Here is a 13,139-nt window from a genome sequence, read left to right as displayed (position 1 = left end):
GAAGATCGATGCTTGCGAAAAATCCCATACTTTTGCGGTCTGACCTGTTCGACGGCCTCGACGACGCCACGATACAAGAATTGGCCGCCACACCTCAGTTGCAAACCTTCGCTCCTGACGAGCGGATCATCGCCGAAGGCCAGCCGGCGTCGTTCGTCTATTGCATTATCAGCGGATTCGTCCGTCTTTCCAAATCCGAATCCACCGGGCGCGAGGCAGATGTCTGCGTCTGCGAGCCCGGCGACACCTTCGGCGAATATCTTCTGTCGGGCGGCGGAGCCTACGCCTACAGCGCGTGTTCCGCCGACGGGGCGGAGGTGGCCTTGTTCGAACTTGCATACTTGCGGGCTCTCGCCGACCGCTACCCCTTCATTCATCGCAACGTCATGCGTATCATGACCCGACATCTGCTCGGCGCAATGGATCGCATTGCTGGAGACCGGCTGCACACGGCCGCGCAGCGCGTCGCGAACTACCTCGTAAGCCGGTGCCCTGCCGCAGCTTCACAGGCCACGTTTCGCCTGCCTTACCGGAAGAGGATTCTGGCCGGCAAACTAGGGCTTGCGCCCGAAGCGCTGTCGCGGGCATTCGCGGCGCTCGTTCCCGCAGGTGTCGAAGTCAAAGGTAAGGTCGTGCTGGTCGACAGTGTCGATCTGTTGCGGAAGGCCTGCTGACGTCGGGAACAAGCCGGCAAAACACGCCGTAATTTGGCCGGGCTTCAATGTGGTGGCGGGAGCCACAGGAGATAAGGGATGACGCGCAAGCAGAAGCGCCTTGCGGTGATTGCTGGCGGGATGAGTTTCATCCTGGCGGCGGTGTTGTTGGTGATGTTCGCCTTCAGCCAATCGGTGGCCTATTTCTACATGCCGGCCGATCTTGCCAAGACGCCGGTGGCGCCGGAGACCCGCATCCGGCTCGGCGGCCTGGTCGGGGCGGGCAGCGTCGTACGCGGCGCCGGTTCGACGGTGGAGTTTTCCGTCACCGACGGCAGCGCCAATGCGGTGAAGGTCAGATATACCGGCATCCTGCCCGATCTGTTCCGCGAGGGCCAGGGCGTTGTCACCGAGGGCATGTTTGCCGCCAGCAGCAACGTCTTTGTCGCCGACACCGTGCTTGCCAAGCATGACGAGACCTATATGCCGAAGGAGGTGGCCGACAAGCTGAAACAGCAGGGGCTGTGGCAGGAAGGCCAGGGGCAGGGGCAGAGCCAAGATCCGGGGCAGGAGCAGGAGGCGAAAGCCCTCGTCGGACCCATCTCCTCCACCGCCGTCAATCCGGACGAAGTGCTGGCTCATCCGGCGCTGGAGGGCGCGCGCCCGGAGCGAATGTGACGGCGGTCATGAGCAGATTGATGAAGATCAAAGCGGTATGAACACCCTGTCTCTAGCATATCTTCAAATACAATTATGATCAGTGAGGCAGCGACCATGCAAGCAAGGGATATAATGACCACGAATGTGGTTTCGATCAGCCCGGTGGTGAGTGTGCGCCATGCGGTCGCGATGATGCTGCAAAATCATGTCAGCGGCCTTCCCGTCGTCGACGACCACGACCGCATCTGCGGCATGGTGACGGAGGGTGATCTGCTCCTACGCCGGGAGGTCCGCTTTTCTCCCCGTCCGGCGCGGGCGCCGGAGCTGATATCCGAGATCGACCTCGAACGCTACATTGGCAGCAACGGATGGTGTGTGGCGGATGTCATGTCCCAGGACGTCATCGTCGCCCGGCCCGACAGCGAAGTCTCCGATATTGCCGAAAGCTTGCAGGTGCACCGTATCAAGCGGCTGCCGATCGTCGAAGACGAACGTCTGGTCGGGATCGTGAGCCGACGGGATATCCTGCGTGTCATCGCAGAGGCGCCGACGACCGTATTGCCGCGGGGAGACGAGGCCATCACGCTGGCGGTGCGAACCCGGCTGAGATCGGATCTCGGTCTGACGCCGCAAAAAGTCCAGGTTTCCGTCCGGAACGGGCAGGTGACGGTCGACGGACACGTGGAATCCGAGCTCAAGCGCAGGGCGATCAAGGTTCTCATCGAGGGCCTTGGCGGCATTGCCGGCTATAAGGATTGCCTGCTCGTATCGCCAGTTCGCAACCTGGATTGAAGTTTCGGTCGCGTTGGCGCGCCGTCACGCCGAAGTGACGAGGAGGCTTGCTCGATCTGGAATCGAGCAAGCCATCTGTCAACTTCCCTGGTTGACACGGGAGCTCCCGACTCGCCCCGTGACACTACACCAGCCACAGGCTTCCTCATTGATGTAACGCAATCACGGCGACCCCCGCGAAAGCACGCGACTTGCGCCGAACTTGACGGAGATCAAATACCGACCGGCTGCCCCGATGTATCGCTTGACCTCGCAAAAGGGAGCATCTGATGGATTTCGAAGCATTTTTCAAAAACGAGCTGGACGGGCTTCATGCCGAGGGCCGCTACCGCGTTTTTGCCGATCTCGAACGTCACCGCGGCAACTTCCCGCGCGCGACGCGCCATACGGCCGACGGCGAGAAGGAAGTCACGGTCTGGTGCTCCAACGACTATCTCGGCATGGGCCAGAACCCGAAGGTGATCGAGGCGATGAAGGCCGCCATCGACCACTGTGGCGCGGGTGCGGGAGGCACCCGGAATATTTCTGGCACCAACCATTATCACGTTCTGCTCGAGCGGGAGCTTGCCGATCTGCATGGCAAGGAATCAGCACTGATCTTCACCTCAGGCTATGTCTCCAACTGGGCCGCACTCGGTACGCTCGGCGCCAAAATTCCCGGCCTGATCATCTTCTCCGACGCGCTGAACCACGCCTCGATGATCGAGGGCATCCGTTACGCCAAGTGCGACAAGGTGATCTGGAAGCACAACGACGTCGCCGATCTCGAAGCCAAGCTCAAAGCCGCCGATCCGAAGGCGCCGAAGCTGATCGCCTTCGAGAGCGTCTATTCGATGGACGGCGATATCGCCCCGATCAAGGAGATCTGCGATCTCGCCGACAAATACGGGGCAATGACCTATCTCGACGAAGTCCATGGCGTCGGCATGTACGGCCCGCGCGGCGGCGGCATTGCCGAACGGGAGGGGCTGATGGACCGGCTGACGGTAATCGAGGGCACGCTCGGCAAGGCTTTCGGGGTGATGGGCGGCTATATCGCCGCCTCCGCGGCGCTGTGCGATTTCATCCGCTCCTTCGCCTCCGGCTTCATCTTCACCACGGCGCTGCCGCCGGCGCTCGCCGCCGGTGCGGTGGCCTCGATCCAGCATCTGAAGGTCAGCCAATTCGAGCGCGCCCGCCACCAGGACCGGGTGCGCAAGCTGCGCTCGCTGCTCGACCAGAACGGCATTCCGCATATGCACAATCCCAGCCATATCGTACCGGTGATGGTCGGCGATGCCGCCAAGTGCAAGTGGATCTCCGACCTGCTGCTCGACAATTGCGGCGTCTACGTCCAGCCGATCAACTATCCCACCGTGCCGAAGAAGACCGAGCGACTGCGCATCACCCCGACGCCGCTGCATTCCGACGCCGATATCGCCCATCTCGTCGAGGCCCTGCATTCGCTCTGGTCGCGTTGCGCGCTGGCGCGGATGGTAGCCTGAGCACGGGGGAAGGATGCACGATATTCGCCGCGATCAAAGATATAAATCGCCGCTCGCGGGACAAAGCCTGAAGCAAGCATCGAGGAGACAACGGCGTTTCCCCCCGCAGACCCTGCGCAAGGAAATCGCCATTGTCCCGCAGGAGGTGACGATGTTTGCCGCTTCCGTTTACGACAACATTGCCTTGGGAAGGCCGGCGCTATCCAGCGAGGCCTGGAGGAATTGATGGCGGCGCGGACCATGATCGTGATCGCGCACAGGCTCGCCACCGTGCTCAAGGCGGAGAGGATTCTGGCGATGGACGCAGGATCGTGGAAGAGGGGACGCACGCCTCGCTCATGCGCCAAGGCGGCCTTTACACGCGCCTGGCGGAGCCGCAGTCCGAGATTCCGGCCGGTCTTGAACCGGAACAGGACGCTTGATTGGCGATTGTCCGACGTCCGCGCAGCAGGGCTTTGATCTTCCGGTGCTATTCTTCCAGGAGGAGAGCCGTCGCGACATAACCCACGCTGACGGTGCTCGCAAAGAGGTAGATGAAAAGGCCCTTTGCCAGATAATTCTCGAGCGTGTCTGCTGCTGCAAACCCGTTCTGCCAAACGAAGAACCCCACGGCGCATCCTATTCCAAAGCCCGTGGCCAATCGAGTGAGCATGAACCTGATCATGCAAGGCATGGCGCCTACCTCTGACCTGACCGCAATAAACGTCGGGGCGCCCGGAATGTTCCGTCGCCAAAATGATCTCTGTCAACGACCGGCGGGCGCGACCATGAGAAGCGGAGGAAACCGGAGACCGTATCAGTGCATCTTCTGCCTTTCGCATCAGGCGTTTTCACGCTTCTCATCTTGCCCGGGCCGACCAACGCCATTTTGGCAATGGCATCTCAGGGGCTGACTGTCGGGCGCGCGATCGCGCTACTCGCCACCGTCCTGCTGGCATATCTTGCGATCGTCCTTCCGGCATCCGGTCTGGCCGGCTCTTTTCTCAGCGATCACCCCCTGGTTTCGCAAGGCGTCAAACTCATCTCGGCAACCTGGGTGCTGTACCTGGCGCTGCGGCTCTGGGGCATGGGATCGAGCCAGGTCGAGGCCGTGAGCGTAAGGCAGCTGGCCGTGACGACGCTGTTAAATCCCAAAGCGCTGATCATCGGACTGACGATGCTCCCTCCCGCAGCGGAGCTGCCTGCTGCAGGATCCATTACCATTCTCGCATCAGTGGTCCTCGCGGTCTCCTCGATCTGGCTGTCGGTCGGCAGGGTCATCCTTGGACGTGATAAACGGATACCGTCGTTTGCCCGGCGATGCGGATCCGCAACCCTCGTCGCATTCTCCGCCGTCTTGACGTTCAGCGCTCTTGATGGATGAAAGCCCCTCCTGTTGCTGCTGCGCGCGGCGAGCGGCCGCCTTCGCAAGCCCTTGGCGCGGCTGGCAAACACTGGTGTTCCATAATGTTGATTATGCAATCTATTATTGTAAGAGGGTACATTCTATTTCCAAGTGCGACATGCCAATGGTTTCAATGGCTTCACTTTGGAGATTTTGGCATGTCCCGATGCTATACGCAGCTTGCCCTCGCCGATCGCCGACGCCTGCATCACTTGGTGGCGGCGAAAGTTCCGGTCAACGAGATGGCCCGTCAGCTTGGCCGTCACCGCTCGACGATTTACCGCGAGATCAAGCGCAACACGTTTCGCGATCGTGACCTGCCGGACTACGACGGCTACTACAGCACGGTTGCGAACGACATTGCGCAGGACCGACGTCGCCGGCTGAAAAAGCTGCGGCGTCACCCGAATTTGCGAACACAGATCATCAACCAGTTGGAGGCTCGCTGGTCTCCGGAACAGATTGCCGGACGCCTGCTGTCGGACGGCCTCAGTCGTGTTCGCGTTTGCAAGGAGACAATCTATCGCTTTATCTACAGCAAGGAAGATTATGGGCTTGGTCTCTATCAGTATCTACCGGAAGCGCGCCGCAAACGTCGTCCACTGCGCTCCAGGAAGCCGCGCGACGGTGTTTTTCCAGCCACGCACCGCATATCCCAACGTCCTGATTCTGTTGGAGATAGATCGCAGTTTGGGCATTGGGAGGGCGACCTCCTCATCTTCGAACGTCCACTCGGCCATGCCAATGTCACCTCCCTCGTCGAGCGCAAGAGCCGCTATACCGTTCTCATCAAGAATCCGAGCCGGCACTCGCGCCCGATCATGGACAAGATCATCAGAGCGTTTTCGCCTTTGCCGGCCTTCGCGCGTCAAAGCTTCACCTTTGATCGCGGTACCGAGTTTGCCGGATTCAGGGCTTTGGAAGAAGGGATCGGTGCGCATAGTTGGTTTTGCGACCCAAGTGCGCCTTGGCAAAAAGGAACCGTCGAGAACACCAACAAGCGCATTCGACGTTTCCTGCCAGGCACCACAGACTTGGCAGTTGTGTCGCAACACGACCTTCTCAACCTGACGCGCCATATCAACGATCAGCCGCGCAAATGCCTCGGATACAGGACACCGACCGAGGTATTTATGGCGCATTTGCGCGAAGATGGGTGATCCCCTATCCTGCAAAACAGGCATGATGCACTTGGGTTAGCTTCTCCAGAGCTATTTAGTAAAGCGACAGTTAGGCCAGTTAGAGATGCGACAGCCTCGCCTCTTGACGCACTGGTCAAAGCCAACGTTGGGAGCAAGGATGACGACCTTCAACCTGGTCGAGACCATGAGCGGTCGGAGTCGTCATGTCCTTTTTGATCACCATGTCGCAGAAAGAATTGCATCGCCTCGAGCTTATCCAGAAGATCCGTGACGAGCGCCTAAGCGTCGTTCAGGCCGCCGAACAGCTCGCGCTTAGTCGAAGTCAGGTCCATCGGCTGCTGCAGGCCTATGACCGGGATGGTCCGGCGGGGCTTGTTTCAAAGAAGCGATCACGCCCAAGCAACCGGCGCCACAGCGAGGAGTTTCGCAATGCGGCGCTGGATCTGATCCGCGAGCGCTATCTGGATTTCGGTCCGACGCTGGCGCGTGAGAAGCTGATCGAGTTGCACCGGATCTCTGTCGCCAAGGAGACGCTGCGGCAATGGATGACCGAGGCTGGCATCTGGGTCTCGCGCCGGGAGCGCAAGAAACGGGTTTTCCAACCACGCGGCCGGCGCGATTGCTTTGGCGAACTGGTGCAGATCGATGGCTCGCATCACTGGTGGTTCGAGAGCCGCGGCCCCAAGTGCGCCCTGCTTGTCTATATCGATGACGCCCCCGGCAAGCTCTTGCATCTTCGCTTTGCCGGATCGGAGAACACGTTCGACTATCTGCATGCGACGAAGGCTTATCTGCAGCAATGGGGCAAGCCGCTGGCTTTCTACAGCGACAAACATGGTGTCTTTCGATCGACGCATCCGTCGAAGAAGGACAGGACAAGCGGTCTGACGCAGTTCGGCCGGGCGCTCTATGAGCTCAACATCGATATCATCTGCGCCAACACCCCTCAGGCCAAGGGTCGGGTGGAACGTGCCAACCAGACATTGCAGGATCGGCTGGTCAAGGAGATGCGGCTTCGCGGCATCGATACGATCGAGGCTGCCACTGCCTATGCGCCTGAGTTCATGGCGGATTTCAACGGGCGCTTCGGCAAGCCGCCACGCAATCCGAAAGACATGCACCGACCGCTGGTCAACCACGAGAACCTCGATGGTGCCATGTGCCGGAAGGAAGTCCGCACGCTGTCGCAATCTCTGACGCTACGCTACGAGAAGGTGTTGTTCATTCTCGATCCGACCGAGATTTCCAGGCCACTGGCTGGCCAGAAAGTGATCGTCTGCGACTACCCGGACGGACGGCTCGAGATCATGCACGAGAGCTTTTCCCTGCCCTACAGGACCTTCGATACGTTGCGCTCGGTGCATCGTGCGGAGGTCGTCGACAACAAGCGGCTGGACGACATGCTGTCGATCGTCGCCGAGTTGCAAGCCGGCCGAGAACAGCAACGCAGCAAGAGTGGTCCCCGACGCACCGGGCAGATGGATCATATGTTTGGCATTCGGGACGGTAGCACAGCCAACGGCTATCAGAAGCGGGACGCAAGCCGAGGACAGATTACATGAACGATCCGGCGGTGATTGCACGGCGAGAGAAAGCGTTATTGAGGCAACCAGCGGCGGAATAAAGATCGTCAGTGCACGCCGATGTCGCTTTGCGTATCCGATTCCAGCTGCAGGCATGCGGACCAAAGCGGTGTCTTGTGGAAGGATCCGTCCTGGAAGAGTGTGAGCCCCTCTCTTACTTCATAGAGCAAGCCGAGCCAGCACAAGCGCCGTAAGACGCCGTATTTTAGATCGGATTTCAGCTTCCAGGCTTCCAGGGTCATTTCAGCTTCCGAAAGAGGCGCCAGATCTGGATAGAGGATTTTCACAACCTCCATTGGCGTGCAACCTTCTCTGGCCTTGATATTGAGAAGATTGAGGAACATGCGCCACCAGCGCAACCGCGCTTGCACCTCCTCTTCCCGCTCGGTGGCGTGGATGTAGGAATAGAGATAATCCGTGGCGACCAAATCGAAGAAGGCGTTAGGGTTCACCAGAAACTCGCGGCCGCGTCTGGTTGGCAGCAGCACATCCTTTCTCCGGCGTAGAAGCTTCAGATGGCGGGTCATGTCGCGCACGACCCAAAGCGGCGGCATGTCGCTTTCATTGAGCACCTTGTTCATGCTGTAGAGATCTTCGGCTGTGAACCCTGGCCAAAGGAAGTGCACAGCGGCCCAATGCACGAACTTGCGGCTCATGGCGCCGGTCGCCGTCAATCCTATGCCACCCTCACCGTCAGCATAGGCAACGGACAGAAGCATGCCGCGAACAAGTGGTGACAGCGCGGCGACATTGACGTCACCCTGCAGTTTGATTTCCGGAAGCATCGTGCGACTTTGATCCCTACCCCGCCCCTATGCAGGTGCGCACGAGTATCAGCCGGCGACGAAACAATTGCTACTGAGAAAGCTAAAGCCGAAGAGGAGCATCATCACCCGCCCCCGCTCCGCCCTTTCAACCCGGCCCAGCCCGTCGGATCGGGGGCCGATCCGAGCAGCCAGTGTCGCGTTTCTAATCGGTTGGCAGAGTCGCATTCCTAATCAGCTTTGACAATTGGGCGCGCGCTCTGACCGCCGCTCCGGTGACTTCCGCTTCTGGGTGAACGTTTTCAAACATCTGAGCACAGAGGAGACCACCACATCCCCAGCGTGAAAGCGAGTAGCCGACAGCGGCGCATGAACGCCAAGCAATGCGGTTGTTCAGCGACCTTTAGAGATCGATTCCCCGGCCGCGGTTGACCGCCCGGTGACGCCTTTCGGCGAGGATCTGCTGACTGCTTTCCGCGCGGACGGTCTGCTGCAGGACCTTCAATCTCTCCTGCATCTCGACGAAGGCCGGGCGCTGCGCCTCTGGCACGTGGTTGATGAGATCCTTGTCACCGCGGATGATGGCATTGCGACCGAAGCGCTGGTCGAGCGCCTTGCTGATGTCGTCGAACTCCCGCCGGGCGCCCGGATCGAGAGAGGCAGGCGATGCGTTTTGCCGATGGCTTTTGTTCCTCGCCTCAGCGGTGAGACGCATCAGCGCCTCTTCCGCCGCCTTCGACAGGCCGGGAATAGCAACCGCCATGCGCCGGCGCTCGTCGATGATGCCCTGGCGCTCCGCATCGAAGATATTGGCATAGGCGCTCCCGAGAGAGCGCAGCCGGGTGGCCGCCTCGGGCACGGCCTGCACCGCATCTTTACGCTCCCGGCCGGAAGCCAGCATCTTGTCCATCAGACGGCCGGAGCCGCGCAAGGCGCCATAAGCAGCCGGATCATTGGTCACCGCAGCAGCGATGCGATCGGCAGCAAAGCCTTTTGCAAGCAGTTCCTCGATCTTGCCGACAGCGCCTGCCGGATCGCGCCAGATCGTCCTTGCCACGTTCGCCAGTGCCGCTCGCTGCTGACGGTAGAAAGGAGCGGAGAGAACCCGCGACCGCGCCTCGTCGTCGATCGGTATCTTGAACGCGGTGACAGCGGCAAGCATGGGCAGCACGGTGACATTCTCCTTGCCCGGCTTCATGCCTGACCCCTTGCCTTGCTCCTGGTCCGCAACGGCACTGGCCGCCGCGACGACCCTCGAGCGGTCATGCCGTTCGGCCAGATGCTGCGCCTCGGCAAAACGTTTGACGGCTTCAAACAGGTGGGTCAGCTTATCGCGCTCGCCGGCCGCCAGATCTTCCGGCATGCGCTCGGCCATGTTGCGTTCAGCAATCGCATCCGCCTTTGCGGTGAAGGCGCTCCAGCCGAAGCGGGCAGACAGCGCCTCGCTGACCGCCTTGATCTCCTGCACGACCGTGCGGTCCTTCGCGGCAAGCGCAAAGGCGGTCTTATAAGCATCATCCCCGCCCCTGTTGCGCACCGTCTCGATCTCCATGAGACGCGCCATGGCGCCTTCGGAGAGCGCCGGGATCGACAATGACATATGCGCGCGACGCGCCTGCTCACGGATCTCGAACCGTTCGGCGTTCCTGCGGAACTCGCTCGCATGGGCGCGAACCATGGGAAGCAATTCCGTCACAGCCGCCAAGGCGACATTCCGCTCCTGGCGCTCTGCGCGTCCGTCGACGATGAGCTCGGAGCCGCGCAGGCGGCCAAGCCGATCGGGGCTCGCGGCAAGATCGTCGGCGAGCCTGCGGGGTTCGGCGCCGGCCTCTGAAGCACGCGCATTCAGGGCGACAAGTGCGCCATCCGGATCGCGATAGATCTTTTCCAGTACCGGTCGCAGCAGCGTTTCCCGATCCTTCCACGCCGGGGATGACAACTGCGCCAGCCGCGCATCCTCATTGAGGCTCCTGGCGAATTCGGTGGTCGGCGGGATCAGATAATCGGCTTTGCCGGCGTTCGCGCCCGAGGGGGGCTGGGGTTCAGTTGGGTGGGATTCAGTTCGCATCTCGCTATAGGAGACGCGCCGTTCCCGCTCGATCGCAAAGCCGAGCGCCATGCCTGCCCGCTCCCAGAGCTTTTCCACCTGCTCACGCTTTGCGGCAATCCACGCAAAGCGACGCGAGATGTCCCCCTCGATCTCGGCCGCGGCCAGCGAGAGATGATCGAACCCGCGGCGGCGGGCGAAGTCTTGCGCATGAGCCCGATAACCGGCCTCGCTCTCAAAATCGAGCGTCGTCGTCTTGGCGCCGGAGCGCGACAGCCGCTCGACGAGCGGCTTGAACAGATCCGGCCGATGACTTTCCCGCTCGATGCGGTCCTGGCGCGCTTCGGCGGTTTCGATCTGCCTGGCCGTCCAGACGTTGCGGTCGACCTCCCGCTCCTCATAACGCTTCTGACCTGTCTCTTCATCGACAACGGCAATCTGGACCTTGACCCGCTCCACGCCGTCCTTGCGCAGCGTGACGGTGTCGCCCTCAGAGACGCCGGCTTCCTCGAGCGCCTTTGGCAGGCTCACGCCCCACAGCCGATGGACGGTTCCATCATCGGTCCTGACATCGGCATAGGGGCTGTCGTCGGCATCCTCATCATCAGGCCGGAATTTGGCCTCTCCGGTTTCGACAAGCTCGCCGGTCACGCCGGCGGCATGATCGACACGCGGTTTGCGTCCCCATTCCGGTCTTGGCTCAAAATCCTCCCTTGCCGCATAAAGATCGACGCGATCGCGATGCCTCGTCATCGCTACATAGGTCAGGTGTTGGTCCATCATGCCGGTGGCAAGCACCAAGGTGCGCTCGACGGTGGTACCCTGGGCTTTGTGGATCGTTGCGGCATAGCCGTGATCGACATTGCGATAGCTGTCTTCGCTGAAGACGACTTTATGGCCGTTGTCGAGACGAACCGACATCAGCGCTTCGCCGCGTTTGTCGCCGGTGGAGATGACCGTGCCGAGCATGCCGTTCTTGACGTATTGCGGACCATAACTGCTGGCCCGCGGCTCGAGAAAGCGGGCGTTCTCCAAAAAGATGATGCGATCGCCTGCGGCGAACTCCCGCGCCCCGCGTGCCGTCTGGAAGGTGCGGCTGTCGGAAAGCGCACCATCGCCTGCCATCACCTGACGCAGCGCCTCGTTCAGCTTGCCGACATCGTCATTGGTGTGGGCAAGCACGAGCAGTTCGTCCCCGCGCAGCCGACCATCCCTGCCCTCGGAAACGGATCGACCGATTGCCTCTCTACGCGCCTGGCTCCAGTCGGCAACAATCCGCTCGATCGTTTCCGCGCGCGTGCGCGCCTCGGCAAGGTGACCATGCCGGGCATAAACGTCGAGCCCTTTCTCGATCTCGCCGCGGGCAAAGAGCCGCGAGGCCTCACGCGCCCATTCTTCACGCTGGCGGCGCACGCCGGCAAGCTCGGCAAAACCGATGCGTTCGCTGATCGCCCGAAAGGCTGCACCCGCCTGGATCGGCTGTAGCTGCATGGCGTCGCCGACGAGAACGACTTTCGCGCCCGCCGCCTCGACGATGTCAAGCACACGGGCCATCTGCTGGGATGACACCATGCCGGCTTCATCGATGACGAGCACATCACCGCGATGGAGTGTGTCGCGGCCATTCGCCCAGGCCATCTCCCAGGCGGCGAGGGTGCGCGACTTGATGCCGGAACTGTCTTCCAAGCCTTCCGCCGCCTTGCCTGCAAGGGCGGCACCGATCACCCGGCGCCCCTGGCTTTCCCAGGCAAGGCGGGCTGCCGCCAGCAGCGTCGATTTGCCGGCGCCGGCAAGGCCGACAACAGCCGCAATACCGCTGTCGCCGGTGACATGACGGATCGCATCGACCTGTTCCGCGTCGAGCTTGAACGGCTTTTGTGGATCGCCGCTCTCGACGCGCTCGATCGCCGTATCGACCTGCCGAGCCGATACCCCATAGCCTGCTTGCTCCGACAGAACCCGCGCCGAACGCGCCATGTCGTATTCGATGCGCAGCATCGCCCGTGTGGTGAAGACTGCCGGTTCCGACGCCTTGCCGGTCTCAGCGTCAAGCTGCTGCGGCTTCAACATCACCAGTTCATCCGACGCCATCAGCCGGGCGCGGATATTGGTGAAGTCTGCTGGATCGTCGACATAGCGGTGCAGCGCTTTGGCGATATCCTTCTCGTCGAAGGTCGAGCGCTCATTGCCGAGCTGCTTCAGCAAAAGCTCCGGCTCCGCCAGCAGCCGGTCGGCCATCTCTTGCCGGCGGGCGAGATCGGCCGGCGCGAAGTAAAGCTCCCTGCCCTTGCGCGCGAGGGCTGCCTTCTCCGGCCCGAGATGTTTTTGCGCGATACCGTCGAGGCCCTGTTCGGCATAGGAGCGGCCGTCGAGCCGGATCTCATGACCGGCAAGCGCCAGGTGCCGGTTGGCCGTCTCCGCCCAGGCGATCTTCCACGCCTTCAACAGGCCGATGCCGCTTTTCCGAAACGCGCCTATCGACCGGAATTGCGGCTGCGACATTTTCAGATTGATGCAAAATAGCCTATTTAACTATTTTATTATAGTTAGTATAGCGGTGGTGCAACGGCTGGGGATGGCTGGCAATGGCGCATGGCGGCCATGGCGAGCTATGCTTACTTTCTAACTCT

Annotated in this window: 9 protein-coding genes and 2 pseudogenes; 8 read left to right on the top strand and 3 right to left on the bottom strand. The window is 61.1% G+C overall.

The genetic code is table 11. The features are described from left to right. Positions 1-8: 8 nt before the first annotated feature. The 5 genes and pseudogenes from NXC14_RS24635 to NXC14_RS24615 form a co-directional block, all read left to right on the top strand. The gene (locus tag NXC14_RS24635; protein ID WP_085780662.1) at positions 9-674 is read left to right on the top strand and encodes a Crp/Fnr family transcriptional regulator; all 666 of its coding nucleotides are present in this window, start codon (positions 9-11) and stop codon (positions 672-674) included. Between the two features lie 78 nt (positions 675-752). After that, complete coding sequence (ccmE, locus tag NXC14_RS24630) at positions 753-1,331, top strand: cytochrome c maturation protein CcmE (protein WP_245362224.1); 579 nt, start codon at positions 753-755, stop codon at positions 1,329-1,331. Between the two features lie 96 nt (positions 1,332-1,427). Next, positions 1,428-2,105, top strand: a complete 678-nt coding sequence (locus tag NXC14_RS24625) for a CBS domain-containing protein (protein ID WP_085781248.1) — start codon at positions 1,428-1,430, stop codon at positions 2,103-2,105. Positions 2,106-2,374: 269 nt separating this feature from the next. Next, positions 2,375-3,589 (top strand): 5-aminolevulinate synthase, encoded by a 1,215-nt coding sequence (hemA, locus tag NXC14_RS24620; protein ID WP_085780661.1) that lies wholly within the window; start codon positions 2,375-2,377, stop codon positions 3,587-3,589. A gap of 112 nt (positions 3,590-3,701) precedes the next feature. Further along, positions 3,702-4,011, top strand: a pseudogene (locus NXC14_RS24615) (hypothetical protein); the annotation flags it as partial. A 47-nt stretch (positions 4,012-4,058) separates the two neighbouring features. On the opposite strand, the gene NXC14_RS24610 reads toward NXC14_RS24615, so the two are convergent. Next, on the bottom strand, positions 4,059-4,262 hold the full coding sequence (locus NXC14_RS24610) for a hypothetical protein (RefSeq protein WP_085780660.1): 204 nt from the start codon (positions 4,260-4,262) through the stop codon (positions 4,059-4,061). 126 nt (positions 4,263-4,388) lie between these two features. On the opposite strand from NXC14_RS24610, the gene NXC14_RS24605 reads away from it, so the two are divergent. The 3 genes and pseudogenes from NXC14_RS24605 (at position 4,389) to NXC14_RS24595 (ending at position 7,739) form a co-directional block, all read left to right on the top strand. Continuing rightward, positions 4,389-4,952 carry a threonine transporter RhtB gene (locus NXC14_RS24605; RefSeq protein WP_085780659.1) on the top strand — a complete coding sequence of 188 codons (564 nt, stop codon included), beginning with the start codon at positions 4,389-4,391 and terminating at the stop codon, positions 4,950-4,952. A 179-nt stretch (positions 4,953-5,131) separates the two neighbouring features. Beyond that, positions 5,132-6,133 (top strand): IS30 family transposase, encoded by a 1,002-nt coding sequence (locus tag NXC14_RS24600; protein ID WP_085780658.1) that lies wholly within the window; start codon positions 5,132-5,134, stop codon positions 6,131-6,133. 185 nt (positions 6,134-6,318) lie between these two features. Then, positions 6,319-7,739 (top strand): annotated as a pseudogene (locus NXC14_RS24595) (ISNCY family transposase). Positions 7,740-7,745: 6 nt separating this feature from the next. Here the strand turns inward: NXC14_RS24595 and NXC14_RS24590 are convergent. Further along, positions 7,746-8,483, bottom strand: a complete 738-nt coding sequence (locus tag NXC14_RS24590) for a hypothetical protein (RefSeq protein WP_085780657.1) — start codon at positions 8,481-8,483, stop codon at positions 7,746-7,748. Between the two features lie 382 nt (positions 8,484-8,865). Next, on the bottom strand, positions 8,866-13,011 hold the full coding sequence (gene traA / locus NXC14_RS24585; RefSeq protein ID WP_245362223.1) for a Ti-type conjugative transfer relaxase TraA: 4,146 nt from the start codon (positions 13,009-13,011) through the stop codon (positions 8,866-8,868). Positions 13,012-13,139: the final 128 nt, after the last annotated feature.

The sequence above is a fragment of the Rhizobium sp. NXC14 genome (genome assembly GCF_002117485.1).
Lineage (GTDB): Bacteria > Pseudomonadota > Alphaproteobacteria > Rhizobiales > Rhizobiaceae > Rhizobium.
Note: the sequence above shows the minus strand (reverse complement) of the source record. Positions and strands in the feature narration are given on the sequence as shown.